Origin of the sequence: Erwinia tasmaniensis Et1/99 (assembly GCF_000026185.1) — a bacterium.
Taxonomy (GTDB): Bacteria; Pseudomonadota; Gammaproteobacteria; order Enterobacterales; family Enterobacteriaceae; genus Erwinia; species Erwinia tasmaniensis.
In genome coordinates this window covers 2,891,464-2,909,647 of record NC_010694.1, presented here as the reverse complement: position 1 = coordinate 2,909,647, position 18,184 = coordinate 2,891,464, and the positions used below count along the sequence as shown (strand labels likewise).

The following is an 18,184-nucleotide window of genomic DNA, read 5'->3' as shown; positions in this document are numbered from 1 at the left end:
TAAAATCCTGGTTGATTTCCTGCGGGTTATTGTGCCAACATGGCTAACGGATGTATAGACGTCTGAACGGCTTATTATAACGAATCACCGTTTATTTTTGAGGAACAGGTTATGTCGCAATACCGTACGTTTGCCGCAGCTGATGCCGTGGAATATGCTCGCCAGTTTGGCGGCGTGGATAATCCCAACAGTCTGGTCGACGCGCTGGAAGTGGGCGACGGTAACCTGAATCTGGTGTTCAGGATTTTCGATACGGCGGGCGTCAGTCGGGTGATTGTGAAGCAGGCGCTGCCCTGGGTGCGCTGCGTGGGGGAATCCTGGCCGCTGACCCTCGATCGCGCCCGTCTGGAGGCCGAAGTGCTGATTGAGCATGGCAAATTCTGCCCGCAGCATACGGTTAACATTCTGCATTACGACCCGCTGCTGGCGGTGACGGTGATGGAGGATCTCTCCGATCATGCTATCTGGCGCGCCGACTTGGTAAAAGGCATCGACTGGCCGCAGGCAGCAGGGCAGCTGGGAGATTATCTGGCGCAGACGCTGTTCCATACTTCTGATTTCTTCCAGCATCCCCATCAGAAAAAAGCGGACGTCATCCGCTTCACTAACCCGGAACTGTGCGACATTACCGAAGAGCTTTTCTTTAATGAGCCTTATGAAGTCCATGCGCGTAATGCCTACCCGCGTGCGCTGGAGCCGCTGGCGGAGTCGCTGCGTGAAGACCACGAGCTGCGCGTGGCCGTGGCCGGATTAAAACATCGTTTCTATAGCAATGCCGAAGCGCTGCTGCACGGCGATGTGCACAGCGGATCAATCTTTGTCGCAGAGGGCAGCCTGAAGGTTATCGATGCCGAATTTGGTTTCTACGGCCCGATAGGCTTTGATATTGGCAGCGCGCTGGGCAACCTGCTGATTAGCTACTGCGCCGCACCGGGGCTGCTGCCTCCGCGTGAGGCGGCCGATGCCCGTGAGAAACGCCTGAACGACGTACGCCAACTGTGGCAGAGCTTTGCAGAAGGTTTCCTGGCGCTGGCAGCAGAGAAAAGCCGCGACCGTGCGCTGGCCGTACCGGGTTATGCCAGCACTTTCCTGGCTAAGATATGGCGCGATAGCGTTGGCTACAGCGGCACCGAGCTTATTCGTCGCACCGTGGGCATGTCGCAGGTGGCGGATATTAAAGGCATTCAGGATGATGCGATGCGCGTTGAGTGCGTGCGCCAGGCGATAACGCTGGGCCGCAGCCTGATCCTGCTGGCCGACCACGTTGCGGATATTGACGCGCTGATTGCGCGTATTCGCCAGAACGGCTAAGGAAAGCGCGGGGGGATATGTCCCCCCGTGCGGTTATGCTGCGGCAATCTTCGGCGCTGCCCTGGCCTCTTTCACCGGCCTGGTGGCCAGCGCATCCGGCGCAAACTCATCAACGTTAATCGAACGCAGGCGGCTGGCTTCAGCCTGAATCAAAATATCGGCCTCCTGCTGGGTGATCCACTGTTCCTGCAACCCTCTGGCCGCTAACGCATCAAGGCGGGTGAACGGCAGGTGCTTTTTCTGCTGTTGACAAAGGCGGTCGTGGATCGCTTCTGCCGCTATCACATCCTGTAACGCCGCTTCCAGCTGCCCTGCCGGATTATTCTCGCCCGGCGTCAGGTACTGACCGCGCCCCAGACGGCTGCGGGTCGCCGACGGCACTTGCAGGATCTGCGCCAGCTGATGATCGAGGCGGTCGGAGGGAGCAGGGCAGCGCAGTCCGGTCGGGAAAATCAGCACGCGCATCATCCCTGCAAGCAGGCGATGGGGGAAGTTGCGTAGCAAATCGTCCATCGCCGTTTCTGCCTGATGCAGGGCGTCCTGTACGCCCCAGTGCAGCAGCGGCAGATCCGCCTCATTGCGCCCTTCATCCTCATAGCGTTTGAGCGCCGCCGAGGCCAGATAGAGCTGGCTCAGGACATCCCCCAGCCGGGCTGAAATACGCTCACGCCGTTTCAGGCTACCGCCGAGGATCGTCATCGACATATCCGAAAGCAACGCAAGGTTGGCGCTGATGCGGTTCAGGTGCTGATAGTAGCGGCGCGTGGCGTCACGGGTTGGCGTGGCGCTGGTGCGCCCGCCGGTTAAGCCCAGCCACAGGCTGCGCATCTTGTTGCAGCCGATATGGCCAATATGGCTGAACAGGGCTTTATCGAACGCCGCCACGTCGTTATTCTGCGCGGCCGCCATCTCATCCAGCACATACGGATGGCAGCGGATCGCGCCCTGGCCAAAGATAATCATGCTGCGGGTGAGGATATTGGCTCCCTCCACGGTAATGGCAATCGGCGCGCCCTGATAAGCGCGGGCGAGAAAATTCCCGTTACCCAGCATAATGCCTTTGCCGCCGGCGATATCCATCGCGTCAATAATCGCCCGCTGGCCGCGATGGGTGCAGTGGTATTTCACGATAGCTGACAGCACGGCGGGCTTCTCACCGAGCATAATGCCGCTGGTGATCAGCGAAGCGGCGGCATCCATGACGTAAGCATTACCGGCAATGCGTGCCAACGGCTCCTCGATCCCCTCCATTTTGCCAATGGAAACGCGGAACTGGCGGCGGATATGGGCGTAGGCCCCCGTTGCCAGGGCAATACTTTTCAAACTGCCGGTAGAGTTTGACGGCAGGGTGATGCCACGCCCGACAGACAGGCATTCGACCAGCATGCGCCAGCCCTGACCGGCCATCGCCGGGCCGCCGATAATAAAATCGATGGGCACAAAAATATCGTTGCCGCGCGTCGGCCCGTTCTGGAAGGGCACGTTGAGCGGGAAGTGGCGCTGGCCGATCTCGACGCCGGGGGTTTGCGTGGGGATCAGGGCACAGGTAATGCCGGGCTCTTCATTTTCCCCTAACAAATGTTGTGGATCGGACAGTTTAAACGCCAGGCCGAGTACCGTGGCTATCGGGGCCAGGGTGATATAGCGCTTGTTCCAGGTCAGACGCATGCCAAGAACCTGTTCACCCTGCCATTCTCCCATACATACCACGCCGGTATCCGGAATGGCACCGGCATCGGAACCGGCTTCCGGACTGGTCAACGCAAAGCAGGGGATCTCCTCGCCGCGCGCCAGACGTGGCAGATAGCGATCCTTTTGTTCCTCGGTGCCGTAATGCTGTAACAGTTCTCCCGGTCCCAGGGAGTTGGGTACGCCAACGGTAATGGCCAAAATGCCGGAAACGCCCGCCAGCTTTTGCAGTACCTGAGCCTGGGCATAAGCGGAGAACTCCAGCCCGCCGTACTGCTTTTTGATAATCATTGCGAAGAAGCGCTGCTGTTTCAGATACGCCCACAGTTCCGGCGGCAGGTCGGCCATTTCGTGAGTTATCTGGAAATCATTCGCCATGCGGCAGGCTTCTTCCACCGGGCCATCGATAAATGCCTGTTCTTCCGTGGTCAGGCGCGGCTGCGGATAGTTATGCAGCTTTTCCCAGTCCGGCTTACCACGAAACAGATCGCCTTCCCACCAGGTGGTGCCAGCATCAATCGCTTCTTTTTCAGTGCGTGACATCGGCGGCATCACTTTCTGAAAGGCCGCCAGCGCTGGCTTTGTCAGCAGCGGGCGGCGTATTGAAGGCAGATTTAGCGCCAGCAGCACCGCCGCCAGGGGCAGCAACAGCCATAACGTCCATAGCCCGGCAAAGCCGAGAGCAGCGGTCCAAACCAGTAGAATTGCGCTGGCAGCGAAAAGGTTGACGCGATGATAAAACAGGAAGCCGAGCGCGATAAACGTCGCCATAATGCTGAGAACCATCATAACCTGTGCTCCGTAAGTAGTAAGTGGTCTGACCTGTTAGTTACATGTTTAGTTGACCCTCTCGCGGGCTGCAATCTGTTTACCTGATAATTACAACCTGGCTCACAAAGCGGTGAGATCCCCGCGTCCGTCAGGCTTATTACTTTCCGCCTCTGCGCCAACTTGATAAACTCTGGCGAGAATTTTTCCTTAAGAGGACATCCCCCCTATGTACCAGGACATAATCCGTAGCGAACTGAACGAAGCGGCAGATACGCTGAATAAATTTCTCAGTGATGAGGCGAATATCGCGGCCATTCAACGTGCGGCGGTGTTGCTGGCTGATGCTTTCAAGGCCGGCGGCAAAGTTCTCTCCTGCGGCAACGGCGGATCGCATTGCGACGCCATGCACTTTGCGGAAGAGCTTACCGGCCGTTACCGTGAAAACCGTCCTGGCTACCCGGCGATCGCCATCTCTGACGTGAGTCATCTCTCCTGCGTCAGTAATGACTTTGGCTATGATTATGTTTTCTCGCGCTATGTTGAAGCGGTGGGGAAAGCCGGAGATGTTCTGCTGGGGCTGTCGACCTCGGGCAACTCAGCGAACATTATCAAGGCGGTTGAGGCCGCGCGCGCTCAGGGCATGAAGGTAATCGCCCTGACCGGGAAAGACGGCGGGAAAATGGACGGCCTGGCGGATGTGGAAATTCGCGTGCCGCACTTCGGCTATGCCGACCGTATTCAGGAAATTCACATTAAAGTGATCCATATCCTGATGCTGCTGATTGAAAAAGAGATGGTGAAATAATCTTTTTCCATTGCGGGCAGGCAGCAATGGGGAAGCTTCCCGAACGGGTCCATTCGTGGGCCGAAAGCCTGTTCTTAAAGGCATTTTAATCTCACCTCAACAAATTTATTGCCAACCGCCGTGAAGACTAAGGTAAGCTGATAGATACGGTCGGGTCGCCGTTTTATATCGGGTGACATCGACCGTAAAAGTCCATTTTTTCACGCTATTGGCGTATTGGTTATGAGGTATTCCTATGTGCGAACTGCTCGGGATGAGCGCCAATGTCCCGACGGACATCTGTTTTAGCTTTACCGGGCTGGTGCAGCGCGGTGGCGGAACCGGTCCGCATAAAGATGGCTGGGGCATTACCTTTTATGAAGGGAAAGGCTGTCGCACGTTCAAAGATCCGCAGCCCAGTTTCCAGTCGCCCATTGCCCGGCTGGTACAGGACTATCCCATTAAATCACGCTCGGTGGTGGCGCATATCCGCCAGGCTAACCGTGGTGAGGTGTCGCTGGAGAATACCCACCCGTTTACCCGTGAGCTGTGGGGGCGCAACTGGACCTATGCGCATAACGGCCAGTTGAGAGGGTACAAAAATCTTGATACCGGCCCGTATCGCCCGGTGGGGGAAACCGACAGCGAGCTGGCATTCTGCTGGCTGTTGCACAAGCTGACCACGCGCTATCCGCGCACGCCCGGCAACTGGCCGGCGGTGTTCCGCTATATTGCCGAGCTGGCGCAGGAGATGCGTGAAAAAGGCGTATTCAATATGCTGTTGTCGGACGGCCGCTACCTGATGGCCTTCTGCTCGACCAACCTGTTCTGGATAACCCGGCGTGCGCCGTTCGGTAAGGCCAAGCTGCTGGATCAGGATGTAGAAATTGATTTTCAACGGCAGACCACGCCGAATGACGTGGTTACCGTGGTGGCCACCCAGCCGCTGACGGCGAATGAAACCTGGCACAAGATTGCGCCAGGGGAATGGGCGCTATTTTACCTGGGAGAGCGCGAGGGCTGATGTCGGCGCTGCCGGGCCGTTGGTCAGCGGGCGGTCCAGCACATATTTACCGGCGTTCACGGCCATGGCCGGAGGTTGCTTAGTCTGCACAAATTGCGCATAGCCAGGCTGTAGCTGCTTCCAGAAGTTAATATAGGTCGAGTAGCGGTGGCGCTGCATGTTGCTCTCGGTCATCCGGAACGGATAGATACTGACGTCGATACGTGGCTGACCATTGCGCAGCGCGGCCTCCACATAGTGATAAATTTCGTCCATATAGGCATCGGTCATGGCATAGCAGCCGATCGATACGCAGCTGCCGTGGATCATCAGATAGTTACCCTGATAGCCCTGCTGGCGATCGTACTCATTGGGAAAGCCGACGTTTATCGCCCGGTAGAAGCGACTATTCGGCTTCAGCTGGGACAAACTCACGTTGTAAAAACCTTCCGGGCTTTTGAAATCGCCCTGCACGCGTTTCGGCCCCAGCCCGCCGGAAAACTTGCAAATGGGGTAACTGTTAAGTAAACGGTATTCATTGCCAATTTTGCCGTAGAGTTCCAGCGTACGCTCTTCCTTAAAGATTTGCAGATACACGGGAACACCAATTAACTGTTTTCTTAACTCTTTGCTTACCGGTGCCAGAGGCGTAGCCGTTTCGGTTACGCTGGCGAAGACCACGGCTGGCAGAAAAATCATCGCAAATAGCAGTGCGATTTTGCCCATTCTGTTTCTCTTGAAGGTAGGGGGGAAAATCAGCGCCGAAAAGCGCCTGTTAAATGACAATATCGGACAATTCTTGTGTTGCCGCGTCACATTAGCATTGTCTATTTTTTTATCAAGATCGTTGGCATAAAAATCTGCTTCTGCCGCTTCCTCTCACGGTTGTTGAACTCTGTTAACTTGACTGTATACTTATCCAGTATTGTCGGAGGGGATATGCGCAAAATCATTCATGTGGATATGGACTGCTTTTTTGCTGCGGTAGAAATGCGTGATAATCCCAGCCTGCGCGACATTCCTGTTGCTATTGGCGGCAGCGAAACCCAGCGCGGCGTGATCAGTACCGCCAACTATCCGGCACGTGAATATGGCGTACGCAGCGCGATGTCGACGGCAATGGCGCTGAAACTCTGCCCCCATTTGACGGTGATCCGCGGGCGCTATGAAGCCTATAAAGAGGCGAGTGCGCAAATTCGCGATATTTTCTCGCGTTATACCCCCCTGATTGAACCACTCTCGCTGGATGAAGCCTATCTTGACGTCACCGACAGTCAACACTGCCAGGGCTCTGCCACGCTAATTGCCCGTCAGATCCGCGATACCATCAGCCGGGAGCTAAACCTGACGGCTTCCGCCGGGGTGGCACCGATTAAATTTTTGGCAAAAATTGCCTCTGATATTAATAAGCCCAACGGCCAGTTTGTGATCACCCCAGAGGAAGTGCCTGACTTCCTGCAACGCCTGCCGCTGGCGAAAATTCCCGGCGTGGGAAAGGTCACCGCGCGAAAACTTGAGGAGCTGGGGCTCACCACCTGTGCCGACGTGCAGAAAACCGATCTGGCGACGTTGCTGAAGCGCTTTGGCAAATTTGGCCGCGTGCTGTGGGAGCGCTGCAACGGCATTGACGATCGCGAGGTGATCGTCGAGCGGGAGCGCAAGTCTCTCGGCGTGGAGCGCACGCTGTCACAGGATATCCACAGCTGGGAAGCCTGCCTGGAGATTATCGATCTGCTGTACGACGAGCTGGAGAGGCGGTTATGTAAAATCAAACCGGACAGGCTGATTGCTCGCCAGGGGGTTAAGCTTAAGTTCACCGATTTTCAGCAGACCACGCAGGAACATGTCTGGCCAGAGCTGAATAAGGCGGACTTGATTGAGGTGGCACGTAAAAGCTGGAATGAGCGGCGGGCAGGGCGCGGAGTCAGGCTGGTGGGGCTGCACGTCACGCTGCTGGATCCGCAGCTGGAACGGCAGCTGCTGTTAGGATTGTAGGGCAGACCGGGTCGGTCCCGGGCCACCCCTGATGGTTTATTTCGCCGGGATCGCCTTCAGCAGCGCGGTCAGTAACTGCCAGTAAAGCCCTACGCTGGCGATGTGCGCCTGCTCATCGGGAGAGTGGGCTCCGGTAATGGTCGGCCCAATGGAGACCATATCCATCTGCGGATATGGCTCCTTGAACAGCCCACACTCCAGGCCGGCATGGATCACCTGAATGCTGGGGGTTTTGTCGAACAGCTGCTCGTAGGTTGTGCGTACTAACGCCATCACCGGCGAACTGCCGTCTGGCTGCCAGCCAGGATAGCTGCCCTTAGCGAGAGTATGCGCCCCGGCCAGCTGGCCCAGTGCGGTCAACGTCTCGACGACTGACTGCTTACCGCTGTCGAGCAGCGAGCGGATCAGGCAGTTGATTTTTGCCTGATTATCTTCCAGTTTTACCACGCCAACGTTCAGCGAGGTTTCCACCACGCCTTTCATGACGTCCGAATGACGGATCACCCCGTTTGGGGTGCTGTTCAGCAGCGCGATAAAGGCATCACGACTGCGAACATCCAGCGCCTGCGGCGCGTGGGTAATATCTTCCACCACGAATGCGATATTTTTTTCTACCAGGCCCAGCTCGTTTTGCAGCGTCAGCAGATAATCTGCCGCCACAGACTTCAGCCTGTCGGCCTGCTGTGAGGGGACCGCCAGCGTGGCATAAGCCTCACGAGGGATAGCATTGCGCAGCGTACCGCCGTTGAAGTCCACCAAACGCAGATCCAGCCGTTGCGCATGGGCAAACAGGAAGCGGGCCAGCAATTTATTGGCGTTGCCGAGACCAAGATGAATATCACAGCCGGAATGACCGCCTTTCAGGCCTTTCAGCGTCAGTTTCATCGTCTGGTAGTCAGACGGAATCGCTTCATAATTCAGTTCAAGGCTGCTGGTAAAATCGACGCCGCCCGCACAGCCCATGTAGATTTCACCTTCCTCTTCGGAATCGGTATTAATCAGAATATCCGCCTGCAGCCAGCCGGGCTGTAAGCCGAATGCTCCTGCCATGCCGGTTTCTTCGGTCATGGTGAGCAGCACTTCCAGCGGGCCGTGTTGCAGGCTGTTATCGGCCAGCACCGCCAGCGCTGAAGCCATACCAATACCATTATCTGCGCCCAGCGTGGTGCCACGCGCTTTTACCCACTCGCCGTCAACCCAGGGTTGGATAGGATCTTGCGTAAAGTCGTGCAGCGTATCGTTATTTTTCTGTGGCACCATATCCAGATGCGCCTGTAACGCCACCGGCTTACGGTTTTCATAACCGGGCGTGGCCGGTTTACGGATCAAAATGTTGCCGACTTCATCACGCTCGTTCCAGAAACCCTGTTCCGTCGCCCAGGCGGTAATATAAGATGCCAGCTGCTCTTCATGATATGAAGGGTGGGGAATGGAGCAGATTTTTGCAAAAATGTCCCACAGCGGCTGCGGGGATAATTGAGACAATTCAGACACGTTAACTCTCCTGTGTCGGCATCACCGGCCTGTCTGACCGGCAGGGGGCGTGCCTGGATAGCGGTTAGAAAATTGCGCCAGCGCATCGGGCGCGGTTGCCAAAGAATATCACCGTTTGTGGGCGCATGCTCCCTTCACCCAGGGAAAAATAACGGCGCCGGGCGTGGCGGGCTGGTGTTTAGCGGCCCATATCTCTATAATTCCGCGCAACCGCTGCTACTGCACATTTTTTGAGCCAATTTTCTTGGTTGGGATTTCTTTTATGAGTGAAAAATACGTCGTCACCTGGGACATGCTGCAAATCCATGCCCGTAAACTGGCCGCGCGCCTGCTGCCTGCTGAACAGTGGAAAGGGATTATTGCCGTCAGCCGCGGTGGTTTGGTGCCGGCTGCGCTGCTGGCGCGCGAGCTGTGTATCCGTCATGTTGATACGGTTTGTATCTCCAGCTACGACCATGATAATCAGCGTGAAATGAGCGTGTTGAAGCGTGCTGAAGGGGACGGTGAAGGTTTTATCGTGATTGACGATCTGGTGGATACCGGCGGTACTGCACAGGCTATTCGCGATATGTATCCGAAAGCGCACTTTGTCACCATTTTTGCCAAACCGGCAGGTCGTCCACTGGTCGATGATTATATTATCGATATTCCGCAGAATACCTGGATCGAACAGCCCTGGGATATGGGAATTGCCTATATCCCCCCACTGGTCAAAAGCTGATTGATATCGATCAAAGCGCGCCCGGTTATGCCGGGCGCGTCCGTTTTACCCTTCGCGTGGAGTCGCGGGCTACGCTAAACTTAGTAGCCGACTGTACCCCGGAGGACCCGCCCGTTATGCCACCGAAAAATCTCAGCGAAGAACTGTTCAAGCCGCGTTTCAAGCACCCGGAAACCTCTTCACTGGTTCGCCGCGTGCGTCACCATCATCCGTTTTTAATCCATGCTGCGTTGGGCGGCGAGCATTCGGTCGGCTGGTATCGCACCATCGATCGCCTGCTCTGGGCCTGGCGAGGCCTTTCTCCTCAGGAGATCGTTGAGGTTTTGTCGCGTATTGCGGCAAGCACCAGTGAGCACACCGACGAACGGCTGCTGGATACGGTGATGGGTTATCGTGGGGGGAACTGGATTTATGAATGGTCAAAGCAGGGAGCACTGTGGCAGCAGAAAGCCAGCCAGAACCACGATGAACAGCAGGCGGGTCACTGCTGGCTTCAGGCCGCTAACCTCTACAGCGTGGCGAGCTATCCGCACCTGAAAGAGGACCCGTTGGCTGAACAGGCCCAGTTGCTGGCCAGCCGCGCCTATCAGCAGGCCACTCTGCTTTTGCCCGGTGAACTGAAAGAGTTGGAGTTTGCTATTCCTGGCGGCAGCCCGGTGAGCGGATTTCTTCACATGCCGCCTGATGCACGGCCGCCTTATCCTACGGTGTTGATGTGCGGCAGCTTAGACTCGCTGCAAAGCGATCACTACCGGCTTTTCCATGACTACCTCGCGCCACGCGGCATTGCGTTGTTGACGTTGGATATGCCTTCGGTGGGCTTTTCTGCCAAGTGGAAACTCACCCAGGATACCAGCTTTTTGCACCAGCAGGTGCTGCGCCAGCTGGAAAACGTCGCATGGGTCGATCATACCCGCGTGGCGGCCTTTGGCTACCGCTTCGGCGCGAATATCGCGGTCAGGCTCGCCTCGCTGGAGACGCATCGCCTGCGTGCGGTGGCCTGCCTCGGCCCGGTCGTGCATCGTTTGCTGACCGATACGGATTTACAGGACAGAGTACCGGATATGTATATGGATATGCTGGCCAGCAGGCTGGGGATGTCCGGGACATCTGACGGCACCTTGCGAACTGAACTGAGTTGTTTTTCGTTGAAAATGCAGGGCCTGCTGGGCCGCCGTTTGCCCACTCCGATGCTTTCTGCCTGCTGGGCGAATGACCCCTTCAGCCCGGAAGAGGAGTCGCGGCTCATCGTTAATTCATCCAGCGCAGGGCGTCTGTTAAAGATCCCCACTTCTCCGGCGCGGATCGGTTTTGACACGGCTTTACGCGATATGTCTGACTGGCTTCTGGCGAAACTAACGCTATAAGTTGCTAAAACTCATGTTTTTGCTACAACTATAGGCTCAACAAAGGAGGTTAAACGATGACGTTACCGAGTGGACATCCTAAGGGTCGAATAATTAAGCGCTTTCACTCTTTAGGCCCTTACATCCGTGAAAGTAAGTGCGAAGGCGACCGTTTCTTCTTCGACTGTCTGGCAGTTTGCGTCAATGTGAAACCGCAACCGGAACTGCGTGAATTCTGGGGATGGTGGATGGAGCTTGAAGCCCACACGGACCATTTTACCTACGAGTATCACTTTGGCCTGTTCGATAAAGAAGGCAACTGGAAGCCGACGGCAGTGAAGGGTAAGGATAATAATGCCCGTCTTGAAGAGACGTTACGCAACTTCCATGTACGCCTAAAGGCGCTGCTGGCGGAGCTGGAACTGGAACTGATCCCGGCAACCGATTTCGCAGACCAGCCGGTGAAACTCACCGCCTGACAGCGTAAACAATCCGGGCTGGAGTTGCTCCAGCCCGGATTATCTTTTGTTAAGGCCGAGACAGGCCGTGTCACTCAATTCACGCCGTTGTGCCAACGTTCCGCTGGTGCATCAGGCCAATCAGAACTGGTACATCAGGCCGACCGCAACGATATCGTCAGTATTCAGGTTCAGCTTATTGTTTTTGTTCAGCAGGTTGACCTTGTAGTCTACAAAGGTCGACATGTTTTTGTTGAAGTAGTAGGTGGCACCGATATCAACGAATTTGACCAGATCGGCATCACCAATACCGTTTTCAATGTCTTTTGCCTTGGTCTGTACATAGGCCAGCGATGGGCGCAGGCCGGAATCAAACTGATACTGGGCAACCAGTTCAGTATTCTGCACTTTGTTCACATAGCCGGAAATGGCGGTTGGACTCTTGTTACCGGCAAAGGTATAAGAAGCGCCGCTCAGCGGATTGGTGTTACGCGTTTCGGCGTAAGTACCCGCCAGATAGACGCCGTTGTTGTCATATTTTAAGCCCGTTGCCCAGGCTTCGGCCTTTTCGCCTGACCCGTATGCAGCCAATTTCTGGCTACTGGTTGACGTGGCGCTGTTGGCATTCAGGCGGTTAGCTGAAGACACGGCCCCGTTAATGGTCAGGCCATCAATGATTTTATAAGACAACGAAGCGCCGTAGCCGTCACCGTTTGACACGTTGGTGGCTCGGGAGCCTGAACCTTCGTTTTTACCCTGATACTGCAAGGCAAATTTCAGGCCATCAACCAGACCAAAGAAATCGTTGTTACGGTAGGTTAGCATGCCGTTACCACGGGTCAGCATGTAGGTGTCAGTGCGGGTATAACCGGTTCCGCCAAATTCCGGCATCATATCGGTGAAGGCTTCAACGTCGTAAATCACGCCATAGTTACGGCCGTAGTCAATGGAGCCAAAATCTTTCAGTTTTAGGCCGGCAAAGCCCAGACGGGTTTTGTTACCCGACTGCGCATCGCTGCTGCCTTCAGAATTGCTCAGGCTGAAGTTGTATTCCCACTGACCATAGCCGGTCAGCTGGTCGTTGATCTGGGTCTGTCCCTTGAAGCCGATACGAGTATAAGATTTATCTGCATTGTTGCTGGCATTGGTATCCGCATCGCTCAAGTAGCGCATCGCTTTGATTTTGCCGTAGAAATCTAGTTTGTTACTGTCTTTATTGTAAATTTCCGCGGCCTGAGCTGCGCTGGTGATGGTCAGGGCTGCGGTTAAAATTGCCAGTGTGCGTTTCTTCATCATTTTGCTATCAATCCCAAAAAGTAAAAAAAATAAATTGCCGCCATATTTCTGGTCACCGGAGCGACTAACCTGAATTTCTGGCTGATGTTGGCCCGAAGGCTCTTCTCAAAGCACCGACTTTTTACCCTTTTACTATTAAAGTTTTATTACAATTCCAAACATTTCTTCGTTATTGTGAACTTTTGCATGGGTAAAGGGTCTGGCTTTTTCACCCTTTTCCCCTGCTGGCTGTTGGCTTCAGCCACAACAACTGCTAAAACGTTTCTTTGTACTCTTTTTTACGAAACGGCAGGAAATAATGAGCAGCAGCCAGACCCTGGTGGTGAAACTGGGGACCAGCGTATTGACCGGTGGTTCACGTCGGCTCAATCGGGCACATATCGTCGAATTGGTGCGTCAGTGCGCCCAGCAGCACGCGGCGGGACACCGGATTGTGATTGTCACTTCAGGCGCAATGGCGGCCGGGCGTGAGCATCTTGGCTACCCTGAACTGCCACCCACCATCGCCTCGAAGCAGCTGCTGGCTGCGGTGGGGCAGAGCCGTCTGATCCAGCTCTGGGAACAGATGTTCTCCATTTACGGGATCCATATCGGTCAGATGCTGCTGACACGCGCCGATTTGGAAGATCGGGAGCGCTTTCTTAACGCCCGCGATACGTTGCGCGCCCTGCTTGATAACCATATCGTTCCGGTGATTAATGAAAATGACGCGGTGGCCACTGCGGAGATCAAAGTGGGTGATAACGATAATCTTTCGGCGCTGGCCGCGATTCTCGCCGGGGCCGATAAGCTGCTGTTGCTCACCGATCAGCAGGGATTATTCACCGCCGATCCGCGCAATAATCCGCAGGCGGAGCTGATCCGCGATGTCAGGGGTATTGATGACGATCTGCGTGCGCTGGCCGGTGACAGCGTTTCCGGCCTCGGCACCGGAGGGATGGCGACGAAATTACAGGCGGCGGATATTGCCTGCCGCGCCGGGATCGATACCATTATTGCGGCGGGTAGTCGTCCTGGCGTCATCGGGGATGTGATTGCGTCTCACCCGGTAGGGACGTGTTTCCACGCGCTGGAAACCCCGCTGGAAAACCGCAAGCGTTGGATTTTCGGCGCGCCTCCTGCCGGTGAGCTGGTGGTGGACGATGGCGCATTGTCGGCGATCCTCGAACGCGGCAGCTCGCTGTTGCCAAAGGGCATCCGTGAAATTAGCGGTAACTTCTCACGTGGTGAAGTGATCCGCATTCGCAGCCTGCAGGGGCGCGATGTGGCTCACGGCGTATCGCGCTATAACAGCGACGCTATGCGCATGATTGCCGGGCACCATTCCCAGCAGATCGGCGAAATTTTAGGTTATGAATATGGTCCGGTGGCTATTCATCGCGACGATATGATTGTCAGCTAAGGAACGTTGATGCTTGAACAAATGGGCCAGGCCGCAAAGGCCGCCTCTTATCAGCTGTCGGTGCTCTCCACCGCAGAAAAAAATCAGCTATTGATGACGATCGCCGATCGTCTGGAAGCGCAGAGCGCGGAGATCCTTGCGGCTAACCAGCAGGATCTTGCCGATGCGCGACAAAACGGTATGAGCGCGGCGCTGCTGGATCGCCTGATGCTCGATCGGCAACGCCTGAAAGGGATTGCCGATGACGTGCGTCAGGTGTGCCGCCTGGCCGATCCGGTTGGGGTAGTGATTGACGGCGGTAAGCTCGATAGCGGGCTGCGCATTGAACGCCGTCGCGTGCCGCTCGGCGTGGTCGGGGTGATTTATGAAGCGCGCCCGAACGTCACCGTGGATGTCGCCAGCCTGTGCCTGAAAACCGGTAATGCGGTGATCCTGCGCGGCGGCAAAGAGACTTACCGTACTAATGCCGCCACCGTGCGCGTCATTCAGGATGCGCTGAAACGGCATGGCGTGCCGGCCGCTGCGGTGCAGGCGATTGAAAGCCCGGATCGCGAGCTGGTCAATCAGCTGCTGAAGCTCGATCGTTATGTCGATATGCTGATCCCACGCGGCGGGGCCGGACTGCACAAGCTGTGCCGCGAGCAGTCGACCATCCCGGTGATCACCGGCGGGATCGGCGTTTGCCATATTTACGTCGATCGCAGTATTGAACAGGAAGCGGCGCTGAAGGTGATCGTCAATGCCAAGAAGCAGCGGCCGAGCGCCTGTAACTCGGTAGAAACTCTGCTGATTGATGCGGCGATAGCCGACAGCTTCCTGCCTGCGCTCAGCGCGCGTATGGCGCAGGAGGGGATTAGCCTGCACGCCGATGCGCGTTCGTTGCCGCTGTTGCAGCAGGGCCCGGCTTGCGTCAGTGCGGTAACCGATGCCCAGTATCGGGACGAGTGGCTGGCGCTGGATCTGAACGTTAAGCTGGTGGACGATCTTAGCGAGGGGATTGCGCATATCCGCGAATACGGCACCCAGCACTCTGACGCTATCCTGACGCGCACCATTAAGCATGCGGATCGCTTCGTCAATGAGGTGGACTCTTCCGCGGTTTACGTCAACGCCAGCACCCGTTTCACCGACGGCGGCCAGTTCGGTTTAGGGGCTGAAGTGGCGGTCAGTACGCAGAAGCTGCACGCCCGCGGCCCGATGGGTCTGGAAGCGCTGACGACCTACAAATGGGTCGCGTTCGGTGACGATACCGTGCGTGATTAACGGATAAAAAAAGGGGGGGGGACAGGGTGACACTTTCACAGCTTTTGCCGTTTTGCGGTATCGCTCTGGGCATGGTGCTGACCCCCGGCCCCAACATGATCTACCTTATTTCGCGCTCAATATGCCAGGGGCGCAGGGCCGGGTATATCTCGCTATGCGGCGTGGCGCTGGGCTTTATGTTTTATATGCTCTGCGCGGCGCTGGGTCTTACCGCGCTGCTGATGACGATACCACTGGCTTACGATGCGCTACGTTTCGCCGGCGCGGTTTATCTGCTGTGGATGGCCTGGCAGGCGATATTTGGCGGTAAATCGCCGTTTCAACTGCGCGACCTGCCGCCGGACAGCGCCGGAAAACTGTTCAGCATGGGGCTGTTTACCAATCTGCTCAACCCGAAAGCGGCCGTTATCTATCTGACCTTACTGCCGCAGTTTATCCATCCGGCGCAGGGTAACGTGCTGGGGCAGTCTCTGACGCTCGGCTTCAGTCAAATCGTTATCAGTATGCTGGTGAACGGCGGGATTATTTTTACCGCCGGCACCATCGCCAGCTTCCTCGCCAATCGGCCCGGCTGGCAGAAAGTTCAACGCTGGCTGATGGGCACGGTGCTGGCCGGACTGGCGCTGAAAATGCTGGTGGATAAAAGATAGTGACCGGGATTGTTCAGACATCAGCCCAGGGATTGAGCAAAGGGATATCCATATGGGTAAAATCTGCAATGTTTCGGGTGACGACCGTCATGCCGTTGATAAAAGCGGTGGCGGCAATCAGTGAATCGTTAAGTGAACGTTTGTCCGGCACGTGCAGCCGGGCGCAATGACGGGCCACCTGTCTGTCGACAGCCAGAACCCGCCCCTGATATTCACTTAGCACATATTCCTCAAACCACTGGCGCAGAATTTTCCCCTGACGGCTGGTATAGGTTTTGCTGGTCATATTCCTCTCCTGCACCCAATGTAGAGATGTTGCTACTTTTAAAATTAGCACAATTTTTGAACGCATGGAGGCGGCGGACGCCGGCGGCTAGTACGATAAATCGCCGGCATCCTGACGCAGAGGGTCAACGTAGCCGCTTAAGCCTTCGACCCGCGTGCATATTCAGCCGCTTCCCTGAACAGCGACTCATTCGGGCGCATGCCGGTATACAGCACAAACTGTTCCACCGCCTGAATAGCAAATACCTGTGCGCCGGTAATGACGACTTTCCCGAGGCTGTGCGCCATACGTACCAGCGGCGTCAGCTCCGGTAATGCCACGACTTCAAAGATGACGCTGGCGGCAGCAATGTTTTCCTGGCTGAAAGAGAGTGTCTCAGCATCGATCCCCCCCGCCATTCCGGTTGGCGTGGCGTTGATCAACAGCCCCGGCTGTAGATCGGTGAGATCGGGGCGCCACGTCAGTCCATACAGCGCCGCCAGTTCACGTCCACGGGTTTCGTTGCGTGCAATAATATAGCCCTGGTTGAACCCGCTGTCTTTTAACGCACAGGCCACCGCTTTTGCCATGCCGCCGCTGCCGCGTAGCGCAAAGGTCAGTTCGCCTGAGACCCGGTACTGTTTCAGCAGCGTTGTGATGGCGATATAGTCGGTGTTATATCCCTTCAGCCAGCCGTTGCTATTCACGATGGTGTTGACTGAATCGATGGCTTTGGCAGAGTCATCCAGCGCATCCAGCAGGGGAATGCAGGCCTCTTTAAACGGCATTGAAATGGCACAGCCGCGGATCGCCAGAGCGCGTACGCCACCGATGGCGGCGGTCAGATCCTGCGTGGTAAAGGCTTTGTACAGATAATCAAGGTCGAGGGCGTTATACAAATAGTTATGAAAACGGGTGCCGAAATTGCCAGGGCGTGCTGCCAGCGACATGCAGACCTGGGTATCCTTGTTAAGATTTTTGGTCATCTGGGTTTCTCTGATTGGGGGGCAGACCAGCATGTACCAAATGGACGCGATTAAAAACGGCTGGATAAGATAAAAATGTTCCTCTTTTATGCAGGCGGTGCGGGCAGCTTTTCCGGGCGACGCCACAACCAAACCAGCACCGCCGCCATGCAGCAGATTGAAATCACCACGCTGGGCTTATGCGTGACGCAGATGACCATCATCAGCGCGGTCACGCTCATAGCCAGCGTGGCAGCCCATTTGGCACGGCGCGGCAAGATACCCTGCTGCCAGTTTTTCAGCAGCGGCCCAAATAGCCTGTGGCACATAATCCAGCGGTGCAAAGACGGTGAGCTACGCGAAGCGAACCAGGCCGCCAGCAGTACAAACTCGGTGCAGGGCAGGCCGGGCAGAATAAATCCTGCGACCGCCAGTGCCAGGCTGATGATGGCAAGCAGCTGATATAAATAGCGTACCGGCTTCGTTATTTTGCGCGTCGGCAGGGTGGTGGAGGGCGGTGGATTTTTGCGAACGCTCATTTTACCTGCTCCTGCGGTAGCCACGTTTGAATTATCTTACCCCTTGAGTGACGGCTTGCAAAATCAATGTCGGCTGATTATCTTAAGTATCACAAGGTGATGGTGCTCCACCTTTCCCAACCGCCCTGATTTTTTCGGGCTGATGACGCCTGATAAAACCGACTCTTTTAACCGGAGGTCGGGGTATCAGGCGATTTTTTTGCCTGCTGACGGCCTCCTCAATAACCACTGA

General features: G+C 56.0%; 17 protein-coding genes and 1 riboswitch. Of the genes, 10 read left to right on the top strand and 7 right to left on the bottom strand.

Going from position 1 to position 18,184, the window contains the following annotated elements; translation table 11 throughout:
* The first annotated feature begins 111 nt into the window (after positions 1 to 111).
* A complete protein-coding gene (gene mtnK / locus ETA_RS14180; protein WP_012442316.1) occupies positions 112 to 1,311 on the top strand; it encodes an S-methyl-5-thioribose kinase in 1,200 nt (399 codons plus the stop codon).
* Positions 1,312 to 1,344: 33 nt separating this feature from the next.
* Here the strand turns inward: mtnK and fadE are convergent, their stop codons facing one another.
* Entirely contained in the window at positions 1,345 to 3,789 is a 2,445-nt protein-coding gene (fadE, locus tag ETA_RS14175; RefSeq protein ID WP_012442315.1) for an acyl-CoA dehydrogenase FadE, read from the bottom strand.
* Positions 3,790 to 3,997: 208 nt separating this feature from the next.
* Between fadE and lpcA the strand changes: the two genes are divergently transcribed.
* Together lpcA and ETA_RS14165 are read left to right on the top strand one after the other, a co-directional pair.
* On the top strand, positions 3,998 to 4,576 hold the full coding sequence (gene lpcA / locus ETA_RS14170; protein WP_012442314.1) for a D-sedoheptulose 7-phosphate isomerase: 579 nt from the start codon (positions 3,998 to 4,000) through the stop codon (positions 4,574 to 4,576).
* A gap of 235 nt (positions 4,577 to 4,811) precedes the next feature.
* Positions 4,812 to 5,579, top strand: a complete 768-nt coding sequence (locus tag ETA_RS14165) for a class II glutamine amidotransferase (protein ID WP_012442313.1) — start codon at positions 4,812 to 4,814, stop codon at positions 5,577 to 5,579.
* On the opposite strand, the gene dpaA is transcribed toward ETA_RS14165, so the two are convergent.
* On the bottom strand, positions 5,550 to 6,284 hold the full coding sequence (dpaA, locus tag ETA_RS14160) for a peptidoglycan meso-diaminopimelic acid protein amidase (RefSeq protein WP_012442312.1): 735 nt from the start codon (positions 6,282 to 6,284) through the stop codon (positions 5,550 to 5,552). The genes ETA_RS14165 and dpaA overlap by 30 nt on opposite strands.
* Positions 6,285 to 6,497: 213 nt before the next feature.
* Here dpaA and dinB point away from each other — a divergent pair, with 213 nt between their 5' ends.
* The gene (gene dinB, locus ETA_RS14155) at positions 6,498 to 7,553 is read left to right on the top strand and encodes a DNA polymerase IV (protein WP_012442311.1); all 1,056 of its coding nucleotides are present in this window, start codon (positions 6,498 to 6,500) and stop codon (positions 7,551 to 7,553) included.
* A 36-nt stretch (positions 7,554 to 7,589) separates the two neighbouring features.
* Here dinB and pepD read toward each other — a convergent pair whose 3' ends face one another.
* On the bottom strand, positions 7,590 to 9,047 hold the full coding sequence (pepD, locus tag ETA_RS14150) for a beta-Ala-His dipeptidase (RefSeq protein ID WP_012442310.1): 1,458 nt from the start codon (positions 9,045 to 9,047) through the stop codon (positions 7,590 to 7,592).
* A 262-nt stretch (positions 9,048 to 9,309) separates the two neighbouring features.
* Here pepD and gpt point away from each other — a divergent pair, with 262 nt between their 5' ends.
* From gpt to crl, 3 genes are all read left to right on the top strand, one after another.
* Positions 9,310 to 9,768, top strand: a complete 459-nt coding sequence (gene gpt, locus ETA_RS14145; RefSeq protein WP_012442309.1) for a xanthine phosphoribosyltransferase — start codon at positions 9,310 to 9,312, stop codon at positions 9,766 to 9,768.
* A 116-nt stretch (positions 9,769 to 9,884) separates the two neighbouring features.
* Positions 9,885 to 11,135 carry an esterase FrsA gene (frsA, locus tag ETA_RS14140; RefSeq protein WP_012442308.1) on the top strand — a complete coding sequence of 417 codons (1,251 nt, stop codon included), beginning with the start codon at positions 9,885 to 9,887 and terminating at the stop codon, positions 11,133 to 11,135.
* 56 nt (positions 11,136 to 11,191) lie between these two features.
* Complete coding sequence (crl, locus tag ETA_RS14135) at positions 11,192 to 11,593, top strand: sigma factor-binding protein Crl (protein WP_012442307.1); 402 nt, start codon at positions 11,192 to 11,194, stop codon at positions 11,591 to 11,593.
* A 120-nt stretch (positions 11,594 to 11,713) separates the two neighbouring features.
* On the opposite strand, the gene ETA_RS14130 is transcribed toward crl, so the two are convergent.
* Positions 11,714 to 12,868 carry a porin gene (locus ETA_RS14130; protein ID WP_042959076.1) on the bottom strand — a complete coding sequence of 385 codons (1,155 nt, stop codon included), beginning with the start codon at positions 12,866 to 12,868 and terminating at the stop codon, positions 11,714 to 11,716.
* A gap of 298 nt (positions 12,869 to 13,166) precedes the next feature.
* Between ETA_RS14130 and proB the strand changes: the two genes are divergently transcribed.
* From proB to ETA_RS14115, 3 genes are all read left to right on the top strand, one after another.
* Complete coding sequence (gene proB, locus ETA_RS14125; RefSeq protein WP_012442305.1) at positions 13,167 to 14,270, top strand: glutamate 5-kinase; 1,104 nt, start codon at positions 13,167 to 13,169, stop codon at positions 14,268 to 14,270.
* Between the two features lie 9 nt (positions 14,271 to 14,279).
* Positions 14,280 to 15,533, top strand: coding sequence for a glutamate-5-semialdehyde dehydrogenase (gene proA, locus ETA_RS14120; protein ID WP_012442304.1), 1,254 nt, complete (start codon positions 14,280 to 14,282; stop codon positions 15,531 to 15,533).
* Positions 15,534 to 15,604: 71 nt separating this feature from the next.
* A complete protein-coding gene (locus ETA_RS14115) occupies positions 15,605 to 16,183 on the top strand; it encodes a LysE family translocator (protein ID WP_049778782.1) in 579 nt (192 codons plus the stop codon).
* Positions 16,184 to 16,196: 13 nt separating this feature from the next.
* On the opposite strand, the gene ETA_RS14110 is transcribed toward ETA_RS14115, so the two are convergent.
* The 3 genes from ETA_RS14110 to ETA_RS14100 form a co-directional block, all read right to left on the bottom strand.
* Positions 16,197 to 16,469 (bottom strand): PIN domain-containing protein, encoded by a 273-nt coding sequence (locus ETA_RS14110; RefSeq protein WP_231853284.1) that lies wholly within the window; start codon positions 16,467 to 16,469, stop codon positions 16,197 to 16,199.
* 137 nt (positions 16,470 to 16,606) lie between these two features.
* The gene (locus ETA_RS14105) at positions 16,607 to 17,434 is read right to left on the bottom strand and encodes a shikimate 5-dehydrogenase (protein ID WP_012442301.1); all 828 of its coding nucleotides are present in this window, start codon (positions 17,432 to 17,434) and stop codon (positions 16,607 to 16,609) included.
* 86 nt (positions 17,435 to 17,520) lie between these two features.
* Entirely contained in the window at positions 17,521 to 17,952 is a 432-nt protein-coding gene (locus ETA_RS14100; protein ID WP_042959075.1) for a YbaN family protein, read from the bottom strand.
* 86 nt (positions 17,953 to 18,038) lie between these two features.
* Positions 18,039 to 18,111: riboswitch (Fluoride riboswitch) on the top strand.
* Positions 18,112 to 18,184: the final 73 nt, after the last annotated feature.

Bases quoted from the DNA above. Each gene is read 5' to 3' on its own strand.
- ETA_RS14165 (WP_012442313.1), top strand. From the start codon at position 4,812: ATGTGCGAACTGCTCGGGATGAGCGCCAATGTCCCGACGGACATCTGT.
- gpt (WP_012442309.1), top strand. From the start codon at position 9,310: ATGAGTGAAAAATACGTCGTCACCTGGGACATGCTGCAAATCCATGCC.
- fadE (WP_012442315.1), bottom strand. From the start codon at position 3,789: ATGATGGTTCTCAGCATTATGGCGACGTTTATCGCGCTCGGCTTCCTG.
- dpaA (WP_012442312.1), bottom strand. From the start codon at position 6,284: ATGGGCAAAATCGCACTGCTATTTGCGATGATTTTTCTGCCAGCCGTG.
- proB (WP_012442305.1), top strand. From the start codon at position 13,167: ATGAGCAGCAGCCAGACCCTGGTGGTGAAACTGGGGACCAGCGTATTG.
- proA (WP_012442304.1), top strand. From the start codon at position 14,280: ATGCTTGAACAAATGGGCCAGGCCGCAAAGGCCGCCTCTTATCAGCTG.
- ETA_RS14130 (WP_042959076.1), bottom strand. From the start codon at position 12,868: ATGATGAAGAAACGCACACTGGCAATTTTAACCGCAGCCCTGACCATC.
- ETA_RS14100 (WP_042959075.1), bottom strand. From the start codon at position 17,952: ATGAGCGTTCGCAAAAATCCACCGCCCTCCACCACCCTGCCGACGCGC.
- crl (WP_012442307.1), top strand. From the start codon at position 11,192: ATGACGTTACCGAGTGGACATCCTAAGGGTCGAATAATTAAGCGCTTT.
- ETA_RS14110 (WP_231853284.1), bottom strand. From the start codon at position 16,469: ATGACCAGCAAAACCTATACCAGCCGTCAGGGGAAAATTCTGCGCCAG.
- mtnK (WP_012442316.1), top strand. From the start codon at position 112: ATGTCGCAATACCGTACGTTTGCCGCAGCTGATGCCGTGGAATATGCT.
- dinB (WP_012442311.1), top strand. From the start codon at position 6,498: ATGCGCAAAATCATTCATGTGGATATGGACTGCTTTTTTGCTGCGGTA.
- ETA_RS14105 (WP_012442301.1), bottom strand. From the start codon at position 17,434: ATGACCAAAAATCTTAACAAGGATACCCAGGTCTGCATGTCGCTGGCA.
- frsA (WP_012442308.1), top strand. From the start codon at position 9,885: ATGCCACCGAAAAATCTCAGCGAAGAACTGTTCAAGCCGCGTTTCAAG.
- ETA_RS14115 (WP_049778782.1), top strand. From the start codon at position 15,605: ATGGTGCTGACCCCCGGCCCCAACATGATCTACCTTATTTCGCGCTCA.
- lpcA (WP_012442314.1), top strand. From the start codon at position 3,998: ATGTACCAGGACATAATCCGTAGCGAACTGAACGAAGCGGCAGATACG.